Source organism: Noviherbaspirillum sp. Root189, assembly GCF_001428545.1.
GTDB lineage: Bacteria > Pseudomonadota > Gammaproteobacteria > Burkholderiales > Burkholderiaceae_D > Noviherbaspirillum.
Genome location: NZ_LMHZ01000010.1, coordinates 17,439 through 33,069 on the forward strand (window position 1 = coordinate 17,439; position 15,631 = coordinate 33,069).

Sequence of the window (15,631 nt, forward strand, 5' to 3'; positions counted from 1 at the left end):
ATGACACAGCTTGATCAATTTCTGACGCGGGCGGAAGCCTTGCTTGCGCGCCTCGAAGCCGTTCTGCCTCCGGCAAGTTTCACTCCTGACTGGAGCGCTGCTACTGCTTTCCGTTGGCGTAAGCGTGGCGGAAAGGACGGAAGCGGCTACCTGCAGCCAGTTGCCCATATCGCGCCGATTGCACTTTCAGACCTGCACAACATCGAACAGCAGAAGTCGCAGATCGAACAGAACACGCGACAATTTGTTGAAGGCCGTCCAGCCAATAACGTGCTGCTCACCGGCGCACGCGGTACCGGCAAATCGTCGCTGATCAAAGCCTGCCTCAATCAGTACGCGGCACAAGGCTTGCGGCTGATCGAAGTGGATAAAGACGATCTCGGCGATCTGCCGGATATTGTTGATCTGGTGGCCGGACGCAATGAGCGCTTCGTGATTTTTTGTGACGATCTTTCCTTCGAGGAAGGCGAGAGCGGCTACAAGGCATTGAAGGTGGCGCTGGATGGCAGCATCGCCGCGCAGTCCGACAATGTGCTGATCTATGCGACATCCAATCGCCGCCACCTGTTGCCGGAGCGCGTTTCGGACAATGCTACCTATGTGCATACCGAGGATGGCGATCTGCATCCGGGTGAAACGGTGGAAGAAAAAATTTCCCTGTCCGAACGATTCGGTCTCTGGGTCTCCTTTTATCCATTCAAGCAGGACGATTTCCTGGATATCGTCGCGCATTGGTTGCGGCACTTTGGCTGCAACGGCCAGCAGATCGAAGAAGCAAGAGGCGATGCATTACGCTGGGCGCTGCAGCGTGGCTCAAGGTCAGGGCGGGTCGCCTGGCAGTTCGCCAAGGACCACGCCGGCAAGATCAATCACTGAAGTCATCTGTATGTCCACAAACACTGCTTCTCCCATTGATGTCGCCGTTGGCATCCTCATGAAGCCGAACGGCGATGTCTTGCTTGGACAGCGCCCCCACGGGAAACCCTATGCTGGTTATTGGGAGTTTCCGGGAGGTAAAGTGGAGCCAGGCGAAGCCATCCTGGACGCGCTCAAGCGTGAACTGCGGGAAGAACTTGGCGTTCAAGTATTATCGGCAGACCCCTGGTGTGGAGTTGAGCATGTCTATCCGCATGCCCATGTCCGCCTGCACTTCTACATCAGCCGCGATTGGGAAGGCGAGCCGCAAAGCCTGGAAGACCAGGCGTTCGCATGGCAAGGGACCGTCGGTGTCGAACCTCTGCTTCCGGCAACGATCCCCTTGATCGAGTGGCTGGATAGGCTGCGTTATCCGGCTTAATGACAGCTTTAATTCGGTCAAGACTCTGTACTCTCTGTACTAAACACAAGATTTTATCTATTGCATGGTGGCTACTGCCGCAAGACTCGTTGTGTATTAATTTGTGTACAGTGTAAACATTTTATTACACAAATATAAGTCATTGATTTTAAATACAAAAATGTCTTAATATGAGAATGTGTACACAATAACATACAGCTACTAATTTCAAGTTTATTATTTGTAAACTTAAGTCCTTGATTTCATTGTTGTTTGCCATTTGGCACGCATGTTGCTGAATGAACGTCCAGATGGAGAAGCCTTTTGCTTCTTCCGCACACTGGAGCAGACGAATGGGCGCAAGGTCCCAGCATGCGGGCGCGGTACTCAGTATTGATCTGGGGGCAATTCAGGAAAACTACCGGATCCTCCGGCAGCGGTCCGGGCGCGCGCAGTGTGCCGCAGTACTGAAGGCAAATGCCTACGGTCTCGGTGCCGACCATGTAGCTCCGGCGCTTTCCGCTGCAGGCTGTACCCAATTTTTTGTTGCTCACCTCGATGAGGCACTCGCCCTTCGTCCGTACTTGCCCGAAACGGCTCAGATCTATGTGCTCCACGGACCGCCTGTCGGTGCCGAGATGGAATTTGTCCACCATCGGCTGATCCCGGTCCTCAACAGTGTCACGCAGATTGACGGTTGGCGCCGTACCGCAGCTACCTTGAATCATTCTGTTCGTGGCATTCTGCAAGTTGATACCGGAATGTCCAGGCTTGGGTTGGGCACAGCGGAAGTCAAGGAGCTGCTTGCCAACCCCGACAAGCTGCGTGGTATCGAGCTGCAGTATCTGATGAGTCATCTCGCTTGTGCCGAACAGACCGATCATCCAATGAATCATCGGCAGCTCTCCGCGTTCACGGCATTGCGCAAGGCGTTCCCGGCTTGCCCTGCAAGCTTTGCCAACTCCTCCGGCATTTTTCTCGGTCCCGACTATCAATTCGACCTGGTACGTCCCGGAGCAGCACTGTACGGCATTGCGCCGGTATGTGGCGCTGCCAACCCGATGATGCCGGTAGTTCGTCTGCAGGGAAGGATTATTCAAACCCGCGATATCGCTGCAGGCACCGGCGTCGGCTACGGAATAAGCTACCACGCCCAGGGGCCGCGCGCGATTGCCACTGTTGCGATCGGCTATGCCGATGGCTGGCTCCGTGCATTCAGCAATCGCGGTTCGGTCGTTATCGGCGACACCACGGCACCTATTGTTGGCAAGGTTTCAATGGACACCTGCGCAATCGACGTAACAGGCTTGTCTCCGGCTTTGCTGCAATCCGGTGCACTGGTCGATTTCATCGGCCCGCATCAGCCGGTCGATGCAGTAGCCGCGCAAGCCGACACCATTGCCTATGAAATTCTGACCAGCCTCGGTCACCGCTACCACCGCCAGTACATCGGTGCACAGGTGCAGACAGCCACTATCAGCACATACCTGCCAGTCAAAGAGCTGAGCATTTGAATCGTTACACCAATCGGATTTCGAAGGAGACATCGTGAAGATCATTATTTTAGGTAGCGGCGTTATAGGCACCGCATCCGCGTATTACCTGGCGCAGGCCGGGCATGAAGTTACGGTCGTGGACCGTCAGCCGGCCGCCGCGCTGGAAACAAGCTTTGCCAATGCGGGCGAAGTCTCTCCCGGATATTCCGCACCGTGGGCCGCGCCTGGCATTCCGGTCAAGGCGCTCAAATGGCTGTTGATGCGCCATAGCCCGCTCGTAATCCAACCCAGTGTCGACCGTGACATGTGGCGTTGGGTGTTCCAGATGCTGGCAAATTGCACTACCTCCCGCTATGAAACCAACAAGGGCCGCATGGTAAGGCTTGCGGAATACAGTCGCGACTGCCTGATCGAATTGCGGGCCGCTACCGGCATCAGTTATGACCATCGGACACAAGGCACTTTGCAACTATTCCGCACGCAGAAGCAGCTCGATGCGTCGGCACAGGACATTGCCGTTCTGCAGCAATATGGCGTGCCTTACGAAGTCCTCGATCCGGCCGGTTGCATCGGTGTCGAACCAGCCCTTGCACACGTAAAAGGAAAGTTCGTTGGCGCCTTACGCTTGCCGAACGATGAAACCGGCGACTGCTTCAAGTTTACGCAGCGTCTGGCAGAGTTGGCCGAACAAGCGGGTGTGGTGTTCAAGTACAACGTTAAAATAGAGAAATTGATTGCCGATGGCCGCAAGATCACCTCGATCAAGACCTCCACTGGCGAACTGCGGGCTGATAGCTATGTGCTCGCGCTGGGAAGTTACTCTCCGCTGCTTTTGCGCGACATTGGCATTCGCATTCCGGTCTACCCAATCAAGGGATATTCAATTACCGTACCCATCGAGAACGCTGCCGGCGCGCCAGAGTCGACCATCATGGATGAAACCTACAAGGTAGCGATTACACGTCTCGGTGATCGCATACGCGTTGGCGGTACCGCAGAGATTGCCGGTTATGACCTTACGCTGCGCAAAGCAAGGCGTGAAACGCTGGAGCATTCTGTTACCGATCTGTTTCCGCTGGGTGGCGATGTGAGCCGCGCAGAGTTCTGGGCGGGCTTGCGGCCCATGACACCGGACGGTACACCGGTGGTTGGTCCAACCCCGTATGGCAATCTTTTCCTGAACACCGGGCATGGCACCTTGGGATGGACGATGGCGTGTGGCTCTGGCCGCCTGCTGGCCGACCTCGTTTCCGGAAGGCTTCCGGAGATCGATACGGAAGGGCTTTTCATGAATCGCTACAGCCGTGCAAACCGTACCTTCGGCGTTCCGCAAGAGGTGCGCGCATGAGCCCGCATGGCGCGGAGCAGCCCTCATCAGTGCAGGAATTCCTTTTCGGTGACGCCTTGCTGCATACACGATTTTCCATGGCGATCGATGTACTGGCGCGCCTTGTAATGGCGCATCCCCGCTCGATGACCGCCGCGGCGCTTGCCGAGGCATCCGGACAAACGGCACGAAGTGTCCGGACCTTGCTGGGCACCATGCAGGTATGTGGACTGGTTTATCCCGACGACAAGATCAAGGATGCCTGGAGTTGCCCCGCGGCGCCAGGCAGGGTCACGCTGGCCGATGTCTTTCGCAGTGTTTCGATTGCACGTCCCGATGCTGCAACAACGAAGAAAACGGAAGGGCCAAAAGATTCGTCAGACGATACCCATTCCCCTGCACGTGCCGGCGTTGACCTGTTGCTAATGCAGGCCACAATGGCAATCAATCAAGTCGTATTCCAGCATCTGCAGTCGTTTGATCTTGGCAAGCTCAAGGCGGTATCGACAGGGGGGTCTTTCCAGATGTTGAAGTCAAAGTCACGCGACTATATCCCGGAGCCGCTGTAGCCAAACTTCGGATGTGACTATTGTCGCATCCGAAGCGAGGGGATAAAGTAAATTCTCAGTCCGTCACCTTCAGGGTGGCGCACACACCTGAAATATTGAAACGGGAGATTATGCGGATAGACGTCCAGTTCGCCGACCGCGTCGGCATCGCACATGAAATTCTCGCTGTTCTGGCCAGACGCAATATGAATGTAGTGGCTGTAGAAGTCGACTCATCAGACGTCTTTATCGACATCCCGGAGCTGACGCCGGATCTGTTACCACCTCTGCGTGAAGATTTCATGCAGGTGGCCGGTGTCGGGGGTGTCGATGTGGTTGACGTGTTGCCGGGCGCGCGCAGGCGACTTCACCTCGATACCTTGATGGCGGTGATGGCCGATCCGGTAATGGCAGTAGATGCCAGTGGCAGTATTGTCGCTGCCAATGCCGCTGCAGCCGCCGTTGCCCATCTGCCTGAAAATGACTTGCACGGCAGGACGTTGCAAGCTCTGTTCGGTGAAGCATCCCTGCATGCCGAACTTGTGAACGGAAAGTTCAATGCCCTCGCACGTGAAGTGCGGCTACACGGCGAGCCTTTTCTGCTAGAGGCGACCCCTGTATCAGAACCCGTCGACTCCAGCCTCGGCCAGACTGTCGGCGGCGTGATTACTCTGCATGCCCCACGCCGCCTCGGCGGTCGTCTGCATGCCCTCCAGCATGCGGGTGGAGGCTTTGACTCCATCATTGGAGAGTCCGAAGCAATCCGTGCACTCAAGGCGCGCGGCGCCCGCGTGGCAACGGTCGACGCGCCCTTGCTTATTACCGGAGAAACCGGGACCGGCAAAGAGTTGGTTGCGCAAGCCTGCCATGCCGCCAGCCCGCGTGCCAACGCGCCATTCCTTGCGCTCAATTGCGCTGCGTTGCCGGAAAGTCTCGCGGAAAGCGAGCTGTTCGGCTATATGTCGGGTGCCTTTACGGGTGCTGAACGAGGTGGTAAGCCCGGATTGATCGAGATGGCGGAAGGGGGCAGCGTTTTCCTCGATGAAATCGGCGAAATGTCTCTGTATTTGCAGGCCAAATTGCTGCGTTTCCTGAACGACGGGAAATTCCGCCGAATCGGCAGCGATCGCGAGATCAAGGTCAATGTGCGCATCATCAGCGCGACACACCGCAATCTACGCAAGATGGTGGCTGAAGGCGCGTTTCGGGAAGATCTGTTTTACCGTCTCAACGTACTGCAATTAGAAATGCCCGCACTTCGGGAACGCCCGGACGACATCCTGCTGCTTGCACGGCATTTCATTGAACGCGCCTGCACGCAGGCGCAAAAGCCGATTTGTCGGCTCAATCCCCAGGCGTGCGCGGCGCTGGTTGCCAATAGCTGGCCGGGCAATGTCCGTCAGCTGCAGAACGTGGTGTTCCGGGCAATCACCATGACGGACAAACGTATGCTGGATGTCTCGGACCTGGACCTCCCGGACCCGCACAGCAAGTTGGGCTTGATGGGCTTGACTGGGGACGTTGTACCGGCGGAGGATTGGGAGCATTCGATGGCAGGTTTCGAACGCATGCTATTGCAGAAGTTGTATCCACAATTCCCGTCGAGCCGCAAGCTCGCTCAGCGGCTCAAGACGTCGCACTCCATGATCGCGAACAAGTTGCGCAAGTACGGCATTCCGGGTCATCGAGGGGATTGATTTTTGAGCGGGCGACAGTGCCATGCCGGCTGAGGCCGGTATTGGCACTGTGTTCGGCCGATCGATTTGAATAGCGGCATCAATGGTGCCCATGATGCGAAAGCGAAGTGGCCGGAGTAAGTCAACCGCTCCCTACAACGATAGGAAAGAGCCATCCCGTTCGGAAGCCGCGTTAATGAGCCGACGTGTCGTCGTCCAGATCTTCAGGTGGATTTACCGCAGGAATGGTGTATTTCTCTTCCGCCCAGGCACCCAGGTCGATCTGCTTGCAGCGCTCGGAGCAAAATGGGCGGTACTTGTTTTTGTCGTTCCATTCGACCTTTTTGCCGCACGTCGGGCAATCTACTACGGTCGTCATCGTTTACCTCAAAAATTGCAAAGTGTTAATTCAAAGGGGACGTCACTCTCGAAGGACTTTGGCTTCATATCGCCATCCTGCGAAGTAAAGCGGACCCACAACATGTACTTGTTGGCCGATATTTCCGGAATCGCACCCAGTGCTCCATCAATGGTCAGGCGAAGCATCTGATATACCTTTCCTTGCAGCATTTGCTGATAGCTACCCGCTTGGGCTACGGTGTTCACGGTGCGACCAGATTCACGCAGCAGCTTCAGGACAACGCCGATCGCATCGAACAGTGGGGCTAATGGTGCGAACCAGTGCGAAATATCGTCATAACGCTGCTGAGGCGTACGATGCTGCCACGCAAAATACGAGGGGAGGTCGAATTCGCAGGCGCCACCGGGAATGATGGTTCTTCCGCGAATGCTCATCAGCCATTCATTCTCCCGTACGTTTTGTCCGGTCCTGCCCTGAGCTGCCATCAGCGCCGTGCTACTGCGGTCGATGTCGGATAGCACTTCATCCAGCCGCTCGGAAAGAACGTTTGGATTGGACTTAAATCCTAAAAGAGTCTGTTTTTGCCGTTCGAGTTCCTGCAGCAAGTCGGACTTCAGATCCGCCCGTCCGGCAACTTCCAGCATTTCAAAGATGGTCGACAACGCGACATGGTGCTGCAGGGCATGTTCCTGATGGAGAAAAAAAACGAACTTCTCATACAGGTCCTCCAGCCGCAGCAGTGTGCGAATACGCTCGTTGAAAGGGTATTCGTAGATGATCAAAGTGACGTCCCTTTGGTGGAAAGGTGGGCTGGAAACATTTACGTGATTCTGAACGAAGCCATGAAAAATTACAAATCCTGCATGTCAAATGAATCGTAACGAAACGTGTCGCTTCAATGGTAAATCCATCGAGTCGCAACCCCTTCGATCAGGAAGCGGTCGCCAGAGCCAAATACCGTGCGTGCAGCTGTTCAACCTGAGGTATCAGCGCGGATGCCTCGCCATCGTTGTCGATCACGTCGTCAGCCGCCGCCAGGCGCTCCTCACGAGATACCTGGGCCGCCATAATGGCGTGTACCTGAGGCTCCGTAAGGCCACTTCGGCTCATGACACGTCTTACCTGCGTAACCTCCTGGCAATCAACGACCAATACCCGTGATACGCGATCCTTCCAGCCACGCGACTCTACCAGCAAGGGTACGACAAAGATCAGGTAGACACCCTGCGCTTCCGCGGCGGCGCGCTCGGTTTCGATGCGGATCAGCGGGTGGAGTATGGCTTCCAGTCGTACTTTGGCGTCAGGTTCGGCAAAGACGTACTCTCGCATTCGTGCACGATTCATGGCACCGTCGGGAGTCAGGAAAGCGGCACCGAACTGTGCATGAATCTCGGGAATGGCCAAACCGCCTGGCATCGTTAATTGATGCGCTATCAGGTCGGTATCGACGACGGCAGCGCCACGTGCGGCCAGCATGTCGGCAACGGTCGTCTTGCCGCTGCCGATGCCGCCGGTCAGGCCGACCGAAAATCTGCGTTTCGGGATTGGTTCCATACCCGTCATGTTAAACCGGAAAACCGAGGTATGCCTCGGCCAGCGGTTTGCCATACAGCAGAGCGATCACTCCTGCTGCCGCGAGATAAGGGCCAAAGGGAATCGGGTTATTGCGACCATGCCGTGCAAAGGCGATCAGCGAAATACCGACGACTGCGCCGACCAGGGAGGACAGCAGAATGATGCTCGGCAGCATTTTCCAGCCCAGCCAGGCACCCAGCGCGCCGAGAAGCTTGAAGTCGCCATATCCCATCCCTTCCTTGCCGGTCGCCAGTTTGAATAGCCAATACACGGCCCACAGCACCAGGTAGCCGGCCGCGGCGCCAATCACGGCTTCATTGAGCGGAACAAATACACCATTCAAATTGATCAGGAGGCCACACCAAAGCAGCGGCAGCGTCAGGTCATCAGGCAGCAACTGCGTATCCGCGTCGATAAAGGTCATTGCGATCAGGAGGTAAGCGAATAACAAAGTGGCGAGTCCCGCCACGCCGCTGCCGAACCGCCAGACCAGAAAGGCGGACAAGGTGCCTGTCAGCAGTTCAACGATCGGGTAACGTGCCGATATCGGCGCCTTGCACCCCCTGCATTTACCGCGCAGAACCAGATAGCTGATCACGGGGATGTTTTCGAGAGCCGTGATCTGGTGGCCACAATGCGGGCAGCAGGAACGCGGCACCATCAAGTTGTAGCGATCGGTATGCGGCAAGGGCTTGCCGCTTTCATGCGCGACATAGTTATCGGACTCACGCTGCATCATCTTGGGCAGGCGATGAATCACGACGTTGAGGAAACTACCGATCAGCAAGCCGAATACGCCTGCCAATATGGTTGGAAGCAGGCTGCCAGGTGGCGCGAAAAGATACGGGTCAAACAACATTCAGCCTACCTCGCTATGCTGCACACCAAAACCAGCGCTTTGCAATGGTTTCTGAATGATGTGCTTTGATGATTTAATTGATACAGGGTTAATGAAGTACTACCGTCGGCCACTCGCCGCAATGTGTGCGTTGTGGTCTACGCGAAGCGAGCGCATATTAAAACATAAGGCGCGAAAGTGAACTAGCAGCAATGCTTCCTATATGTCCAGGCGCCTCTGGTCCATTCCCGATTCACGTATGCCAAACAAAAACTCCTTCGGCTTTGCGGCGGAAGGAGTTTCAAGAGAAGTCATGCGGTATCGTGGGTCAGACGACTGCGCCCAGTTTAAAGATTGGCAGGTACATCGCAATAACCAGGCCGCCAATCAGCACGCCAAGAATGGCCATGATGAGCGGTTCCATCAAACTGGACAACGATGCGACGGCCTCATCCACCTCGGCTTCATAGAAATCCGCCACTTTGCCGAGCATTTGGTCAAGCGCACCGGACTCCTCGCCAATGGACACCATCTGGGTCACCATATTCGGAAAGACATTTGAGTTCTGCATTGCAGCGGTCAGGCTGGTACCGGTACTGACTTCCGTCTGAATCTTTTTAGTGGCATCCATATAAATGGTATTGCCCGATGCGCCGCCAACCGAGTCCAGCGACTCGACTAATGGAACACCGGCCGCAAACATTGTCGCCAGCGTTCGCGTCCAGCGTGCAATTGTCGCCTTGCGAATCACCGCGCCGAAAATCGGCGCCTGCAGCAGGACCTTGTCCATGAAACGCTGCACCTTCTGGGACCGCCGCCACGATTGAAAGAACAGGTACAGCCCGGAGAACAGGCCGCCAAAAATAATGTACCAGTAACTGACGAAGAAATCGGAAATTGCCATCACAAACAAGGTTGGCGCCGGCAAGTCCGCACCAAAGCTTTTGAACACTTCCTTGAACGCCGGGACCACCCAGATCATGATCACCGAGGTCACCACGAAGGCGACCACCAGGATGGAAATCGGATAGAAGAGTGCCGATTTGATCTTGCCCTTGATGGCCTGTGTTTTTTCCTTGTAGATCGCAAGCCGCGTCAGCAGGTCCTCAAGAATACCCGCCTGCTCGCCTGCGGCGACCAGGTTACAGAACAGGTTGTCGAAATACAGCGGAAACTTGCGGAACGCCTGGTTCAGGCTGCTGCCAGTTTCGATATCGGTACGGATATCCTGGATCAGCTTCGCCACCGAGGGGTTGGAATGTCCCTTGCCGACGATATCGAAGGACTGCAGCAGCGGCACCCCCGCCTTCATCATGGTGGCGAGCTGACGCGTGAACAGAGTAATGTCCTTGTCGCTGATCTTCTTCCCGCTGCGGAAGGTTTTCTTCTTGAGCTTGGTGACCAGAATGCCTTGGCGGCGCAGTGTCACGTTGACGATGGTTTCGCTGCCCGCGCGTAACTCGCCCTTGATGACCTTGCCGGCCTTGTCCTTGCCTTCCCAGAGATAGACTGTTTCCTTGACGGCGGTCGCCATCGCACCTTTACTGGCACTGGTTGCCATACGTTTCCCCTTACTATTCGTTGGTGCAGCCGAGTACTTCTTCCAGGCTGGTCAGGCCCTGCTTGACCTTGACCAGACCTGATTCACGCAGTGTCTTCACACCGTCGCGGCGGGATTGTTCTTCGATTTCCAATGCGGTGCCGTGAGCCAGAATAATGCGCTCGATCTCTTCGGAAATCGGCATGATCTGATAAATGCCCACCCGGCCCTTGTAGCCGCTGCCGCTGCATCGTTCGCAGCCGACAGGCTTGTACGGCATCCATGTGCCGTCAAGTTCATCTTCCTTGAATCCGGCTTCCAGGAGAGCTTCATCCGGAATCGATACCGGTTGCTTGCAGGTGCACAGACGCCGTGCAAGGCGCTGTGCGGTAATCATGATGACCGAGGAGGCGATATTGAAGGGCGCCACGCCCATGTTCATCAGGCGGGTCAGTGTCGACGGCGCATCGTTGGTGTGCAGAGTGGAAAACACCATGTGACCCGTCTGTGCTGCCTTGATGGCAATGTCTGCGGTATCCAGGTCGCGAATCTCGCCCACCATGATGATGTCGGGATCCTGGCGCAGGAAAGCCTTCAGTGCCGCAGCAAAGGTCAGGCCCGCGCGGTCATTGACGTTGACCTGGTTGACGCCGGGCAGGTTGATTTCAGCCGGATCCTCGGCGGTCGAGATGTTGATTCCCGGTTTGTTCAGGATGTTGAGACAGGTGTACAGCGAGACGGTCTTGCCGGAGCCGGTCGGCCCGGTGACCAGCACCATGCCGTACGGGCGCTCGATCGCCTTGAGCAGCAGCTCCTTCTGATCCGGATCGTAACCCAAGGCCTCAATGCCCATCTGCGCCTGGCTGGGATCAAGGATACGCATGACGATCTTTTCGCCGAAGAGCGTGGGCAGTGTGCTGACACGGAAATCGATCGCCCGGTTCTTTGACACGACCAGCTTCATGCGGCCATCTTGCGGCACGCGCTTTTCAGAGATATCGAGCTTGGAAATCACCTTGATGCGCGATGCCAGCTTTTCCTTGATTGCCAGCGGTGGTTGCGCAATTTCTTTCAATACGCCATCGACGCGAAAACGAATACGGTAAAACTTTTCGAACGGTTCGAAATGGAGATCGGATGCGCCCATATTGATCGCATCCAGCAAAATCTTTTGCAGGAACTTGACCACCGGCGCATCGTCGATATCCGCGCTTTGGGCTTCGCTCGAGGCGGCTGCGGCGACTTCTTCATCGGTCAGGTCGATATCGAGATCATCACCGATCAGGTCGCTCAGGTTTTCTTCGGTGCTTTTGCCCAGTTTGTCGATCAGCTGTACCAGCGCCCGATGTTCAACAATCACCGGTTCGACGGTCAGCTCGGTCTGGAACTTGATCTGGTCGAGAATGTGGGTATTGGTCGGGTCCGAAATGGCGACCGATAGCTTGTTGCCTCGCTTGGCGAGCGCGACCACACGCTGTTTCTGCACCAGCTTGATGTCGATGACGTTCGCTGGCAGGTAGTTCAGGTTGAAAACTGAAAAGTCGACCAGAGGATAACCAAACGTATCGGAACAAAACGAGGCAAGAGCGCGCGCGTCGATGCTGCCGCTATCGATCAGCACATCGATGAATGGCACTTTCTCTGCTGTCGCCTGTTTGTTCAGGGCGTCAGCCTGCTGTGCAGTGAGCTTGCCTGCCTGTACCAAAGCACGGGCAAGGCTGGGAAGGGCCGCACTTGTGGGCTGATTGGGAAGTACCGCCGCCATGTATGTTATTGAGCCGTGTTGAGGTCAGAATCGTCCAAGTTGCATTAGATGATGCCTACAGGCATCTAATTTGTAAAGGTATTGTGCCAAAGTGACATCAAGATGGTGCCAAGTGTGTCTTGTGTGTGTCACTTCCGGGAAACAGATGTCGCGCCCAGCAGGTGCGGCAGGTGCCGACGTCAGAATTTGATCAGCTTGACGACCTTGATGGACTGGTTCTGAACCTGCACGATTTCGACGATGCAGTCGGCGATCTTCAGACTGACCAGTGCCTCTGGAATGTCGCGCAATTCCTCCAGCAGCAGGCCATTGAGTGTCTTGGGGCCGTCGACGGGCAGCGTCAGCCCAAGATGTTTGTTAATGTCGCGCAGCGTGGTCGTTCCTTCGACCAGGCATTCGCCCTTGGCATCCCAGCAAAAGCCTTCAGCCCGTGCAGCGCCCGGCATGGAAGTAGTGAATTCTCCGATCATCTCCTCGATGATGTCTTCCAGCGTCACCAAGCCCTGAACCTCGCCGTACTCATCGACGATGATGCCCAGGCGCTCATGATTTTCCTGAAAATACTGGAGTTGCGTGAAGACGCCCGTGTCTTCGGGAATGAAATAGGGTGGCGTCAGCAGTTGGCGGAAATGCTCGGCATTGAGTTCGTCTTCCTGATCAAGTAATGCAATCGCCTTACGCACGTGAAGAATGCCAATGACGCGATTGATTTCGCCTTCGTAGACCGGCAACTTATTGTGGTAGCACGTCGTCAGCTGGTGCAGAATTTCCTCGACTGGCATCGCAATGTTCAGGGCTTCGATCTGGGCACGCGGTGTCATGACGTCCTCGACCGACAGGTCTTCAAGTGCAAACAGATTGAGCAGGATGCTCTTATGTTTTCGCGGAATGAAGTGCCCGCTTTCCATGACGATTGAACGCAATTCTTCTGTTGACACGGCCGTATCTGTACTTCTTTGCTCTACTCGCAGTATGCGGAGCAGGAAGCCAACGATCAGGTTGGTCAGCCATACCAGCGGATTCATGATGACCATGAGAAATCGCAAGACCGGGGCGACGAGCATGGCAATCCGTTCCGGATGCGCCGCGCCGATCACCTTTGGCGTAATTTCAGCAAAGATAATGATGGCGAACGAAACTCCGGTCGATGCGACAGCGAGCGCATATTTGCTTTGGCCGAAATAATAGATGGCAAAGGCTGCAGCCAGTGCCGAGGCGGCCGAGTTGATCAGGTTATTGCCGAGAAGGATGACGCCGAGCAGACGTTCCGTTTCCTCCAGTAACTGGAGGACCAGGGTGGCGCGCCGGTTTCCGGTCGAGGCGAGATGCCGCATGCGATAGCGGCTCAAGGCCATCATCGCCGTTTCAGAAATCGAAAAAAAACCAGATAGAAGGAGGAGTAAGACAAGCCCAAGTACTTGGGCCCATAAGGGAACGGCATCCAAAGGGTCACCGTGAGAAAGGATGGAAGAGGTTATTCGGGACAGCCATGATGCTGGCTAACTGTCCGAAGCATTCCGAAGCATTCCGAACCATAAAAGAATTGGTCGGGGTGAGAGGATTCGAACCTCCGGCCTCTACGTCCCGAACGTAGCGCTCTACCAGGCTAAGCTACACCCCGCTTGCAGTAGCGACGAAACACTCACAGGCGGATTCGCCTAGTGGTTACGGTCGACCGCGAAAGCGCATAATTGTAGCAGGGAATCCTTGAATTTGCTATTCCCGAGCGCTGCGATTGCGTCCGCTGCGCGTTTCGCCGCATTCTCGGCTTGCCGTTTTGTGTAATCAAGTGCGCCGGAATTTATGATCGCGGACAGGATTTCGTCAAAGTGCTGCTCATCACCGTTTTGTATGCAGGCACGCACCAGGTGGCGCTGCTCATCGGTGCCATGTTGCATGAGATAAATCAGCGGCAGGGTAGGCTTGCCTTCTCGCAGGTCATCGCCCACATTCTTGCCGATGTCATCGGCATTCCCACTGTAATCAAGCACATCGTCGATCAGTTGAAATGCCGTACCGACGGAGCGTCCATACTCTGCGGCAGCATCGATTTCGGTCTCACTGGCGCCAGCGATCAGGGCGCCAAGCTGTGCCGCTGCTTCGAACAGCTTGGCGGTCTTGGAGCGGATAACCTGCAGATAGCGTTCTTCGGTGACGTCCGGGTCGTGCATGTTCAGCAGCTGCAGCACTTCGCCTTCTGCGATCACATTCGTCGCATCGGCCAGGATTTGCATGACCCGCATATTGCCAACGGCAACCATGATCTGAAATGCCCGGGAATAGACGAAGTCTCCAACCAGCACTGAGGCAGCATTGCCGAACATCGCATTCGCTGTTTCACGCCCGCGCCGCATTGACGATTCGTCAACCACGTCGTCATGCAGCAGGGTGGCGGTATGGATAAATTCCACCACCGCCGCGAGGTCATGATGATGTGAACCACGATACCCGAAAGCATTTGCAACCAGCAGGACGAGTACCGGCCGGATGCGCTTGCCGCCGGCACTGATGATGTACTCCGCAATCTGGTTGACCAAAGGTACTTCAGAATGAAGTTGCCGGCGGATGACCGTGTTAACGGCTTCCATGTCGGCGGAAATCGGTTCGATGATGCTGTTTTGGGTAGCGGGTTGTGGAGCGGCAGACAAGATAAAACCTGCGGAAGCGTGAATTTGCGGAATTATACGATGACAAGAGGGACTCGCCAGCATTGCTTTTATCGTCACGGCGTTGATGATATCCGTCCGGCACTTCCGAAAACGTCTTTTGACGCATGTTCTAAGTCTATGTATAATCAGGGGTTTTCCCGAATCCAACCGGATTGACAGGGCAGGAGCGGAAAAAAGAATAGTTCATTTACATATATTTGATGAGGTTTCACATGTACGCGGTCATAAAAACCGGTGGCAAACAGTATAAAGTTGCTGCTGGCGAAAAACTTAAAGTAGAACAGATACCGGCAGACATTGGTTCCGAAATCACCCTTGATCAAGTGCTCGCAGTGGGCGCTGGTGACACCATTAAATTCGGTGCGCCGCTGGTTGAAGGTGCCAAGGTCCAGGCTACGGTAGTGGCGCACGGTCGCCACGATAAGGTCAAAATTTTCAAGATGCGCCGCCGCAAGCACTACCAGAAGCGTCAAGGGCATCGTCAAAATTACACCGAATTGCAAATCGTCTCGATCAACGCCTGATTCAAGCGAACATCGAGCTAACCGGATACCAAGGAG

The 15,631-nt window shown here is 55.4% G+C and carries 15 protein-coding genes and 1 tRNA gene; 7 read left to right on the top strand and 9 right to left on the bottom strand.

All coding sequences use genetic code 11. The annotated features are described in order from the left end of the window. From ASE07_RS06975 to ASE07_RS07000, 6 genes are all read left to right on the top strand, one after another. Entirely contained in the window at positions 1 to 876 is an 876-nt protein-coding gene (locus ASE07_RS06975) for an ATP-binding protein (RefSeq protein WP_057290100.1), read from the top strand. 10 nt (positions 877 to 886) lie between these two features. After that, positions 887 to 1,297: an NUDIX domain-containing protein gene (locus ASE07_RS06980; protein WP_057290101.1), complete on the top strand. Its 411-nt coding sequence runs from the start codon at positions 887 to 889 to the stop codon at positions 1,295 to 1,297. Positions 1,298 to 1,629: 332 nt separating this feature from the next. Then, entirely contained in the window at positions 1,630 to 2,790 is a 1,161-nt protein-coding gene (gene alr, locus ASE07_RS06985) for an alanine racemase (protein ID WP_057290102.1), read from the top strand. A gap of 34 nt (positions 2,791 to 2,824) precedes the next feature. After that, positions 2,825 to 4,120, top strand: a complete 1,296-nt coding sequence (locus ASE07_RS06990; protein ID WP_057290103.1) for a D-amino acid dehydrogenase — start codon at positions 2,825 to 2,827, stop codon at positions 4,118 to 4,120. Next, positions 4,117 to 4,668, top strand: a complete 552-nt coding sequence (locus ASE07_RS06995; protein ID WP_057290104.1) for a helix-turn-helix domain-containing protein — start codon at positions 4,117 to 4,119, stop codon at positions 4,666 to 4,668. Before ASE07_RS06990 ends, ASE07_RS06995 begins: the two co-directional genes overlap by 4 nt. Positions 4,669 to 4,778: 110 nt before the next feature. Next, positions 4,779 to 6,344 (top strand): sigma 54-interacting transcriptional regulator, encoded by a 1,566-nt coding sequence (locus ASE07_RS07000; protein ID WP_057290105.1) that lies wholly within the window; start codon positions 4,779 to 4,781, stop codon positions 6,342 to 6,344. A gap of 172 nt (positions 6,345 to 6,516) precedes the next feature. Here ASE07_RS07000 and yacG read toward each other — a convergent pair whose 3' ends face one another. From yacG to ispB, 9 genes are all read right to left on the bottom strand, one after another. Continuing rightward, a complete protein-coding gene (yacG, locus tag ASE07_RS07005) occupies positions 6,517 to 6,702 on the bottom strand; it encodes a DNA gyrase inhibitor YacG (protein WP_057290106.1) in 186 nt (61 codons plus the stop codon). Positions 6,703 to 6,710: 8 nt separating this feature from the next. After that, positions 6,711 to 7,466: a cell division protein ZapD gene (gene zapD / locus ASE07_RS07010; protein WP_057290107.1), complete on the bottom strand. Its 756-nt coding sequence runs from the start codon at positions 7,464 to 7,466 to the stop codon at positions 6,711 to 6,713. Between the two features lie 148 nt (positions 7,467 to 7,614). Beyond that, a complete protein-coding gene (coaE, locus tag ASE07_RS07015) occupies positions 7,615 to 8,238 on the bottom strand; it encodes a dephospho-CoA kinase (protein WP_156396446.1) in 624 nt (207 codons plus the stop codon). A gap of 10 nt (positions 8,239 to 8,248) precedes the next feature. Beyond that, positions 8,249 to 9,118: a prepilin peptidase gene (locus tag ASE07_RS07020; RefSeq protein WP_057290109.1), complete on the bottom strand. Its 870-nt coding sequence runs from the start codon at positions 9,116 to 9,118 to the stop codon at positions 8,249 to 8,251. Between the two features lie 307 nt (positions 9,119 to 9,425). Next, entirely contained in the window at positions 9,426 to 10,658 is a 1,233-nt protein-coding gene (locus ASE07_RS07025; protein WP_057290110.1) for a type II secretion system F family protein, read from the bottom strand. 13 nt (positions 10,659 to 10,671) lie between these two features. Then, positions 10,672 to 12,402, bottom strand: a complete 1,731-nt coding sequence (gene pilB / locus ASE07_RS07030; RefSeq protein WP_057290111.1) for a type IV-A pilus assembly ATPase PilB — start codon at positions 12,400 to 12,402, stop codon at positions 10,672 to 10,674. A gap of 179 nt (positions 12,403 to 12,581) precedes the next feature. Beyond that, positions 12,582 to 13,847, bottom strand: a complete 1,266-nt coding sequence (locus ASE07_RS07035) for an HlyC/CorC family transporter (protein ID WP_057290112.1) — start codon at positions 13,845 to 13,847, stop codon at positions 12,582 to 12,584. 99 nt (positions 13,848 to 13,946) lie between these two features. Then, positions 13,947 to 14,023 (bottom strand) — tRNA-Pro (locus ASE07_RS07040). A gap of 37 nt (positions 14,024 to 14,060) precedes the next feature. Beyond that, positions 14,061 to 15,050 carry an octaprenyl diphosphate synthase gene (gene ispB / locus ASE07_RS07045; RefSeq protein ID WP_057290113.1) on the bottom strand — a complete coding sequence of 330 codons (990 nt, stop codon included), beginning with the start codon at positions 15,048 to 15,050 and terminating at the stop codon, positions 14,061 to 14,063. A 233-nt stretch (positions 15,051 to 15,283) separates the two neighbouring features. On the opposite strand from ispB, the gene rplU reads away from it, so the two are divergent. Next, positions 15,284 to 15,595 carry a 50S ribosomal protein L21 gene (gene rplU / locus ASE07_RS07050; protein WP_057290114.1) on the top strand — a complete coding sequence of 104 codons (312 nt, stop codon included), beginning with the start codon at positions 15,284 to 15,286 and terminating at the stop codon, positions 15,593 to 15,595. The last annotated feature ends 36 nt before the right edge of the window (positions 15,596 to 15,631 follow it).

Excerpts from the sequence above, each read along its gene's own strand:
- ASE07_RS06975 (WP_057290100.1), top strand. The coding sequence starts at position 1 with ATGACACAGCTTGATCAATTTCTGACGCGGGCGGAAGCCTTGCTTGCG.
- ASE07_RS06980 (WP_057290101.1), top strand. The coding sequence starts at position 887 with ATGTCCACAAACACTGCTTCTCCCATTGATGTCGCCGTTGGCATCCTC.
- alr (WP_057290102.1), top strand. The coding sequence starts at position 1,630 with ATGGGCGCAAGGTCCCAGCATGCGGGCGCGGTACTCAGTATTGATCTG.
- ASE07_RS06995 (WP_057290104.1), top strand. The coding sequence starts at position 4,117 with ATGAGCCCGCATGGCGCGGAGCAGCCCTCATCAGTGCAGGAATTCCTT.
- ASE07_RS07000 (WP_057290105.1), top strand. The coding sequence starts at position 4,779 with ATGCGGATAGACGTCCAGTTCGCCGACCGCGTCGGCATCGCACATGAA.
- yacG (WP_057290106.1), bottom strand. The coding sequence starts at position 6,702 with ATGACGACCGTAGTAGATTGCCCGACGTGCGGCAAAAAGGTCGAATGG.
- coaE (WP_156396446.1), bottom strand. The coding sequence starts at position 8,238 with ATGGAACCAATCCCGAAACGCAGATTTTCGGTCGGCCTGACCGGCGGC.
- ASE07_RS07020 (WP_057290109.1), bottom strand. The coding sequence starts at position 9,118 with ATGTTGTTTGACCCGTATCTTTTCGCGCCACCTGGCAGCCTGCTTCCA.
- ASE07_RS07025 (WP_057290110.1), bottom strand. The coding sequence starts at position 10,658 with ATGGCAACCAGTGCCAGTAAAGGTGCGATGGCGACCGCCGTCAAGGAA.
- pilB (WP_057290111.1), bottom strand. The coding sequence starts at position 12,402 with ATGGCGGCGGTACTTCCCAATCAGCCCACAAGTGCGGCCCTTCCCAGC.
- rplU (WP_057290114.1), top strand. The coding sequence starts at position 15,284 with ATGTACGCGGTCATAAAAACCGGTGGCAAACAGTATAAAGTTGCTGCT.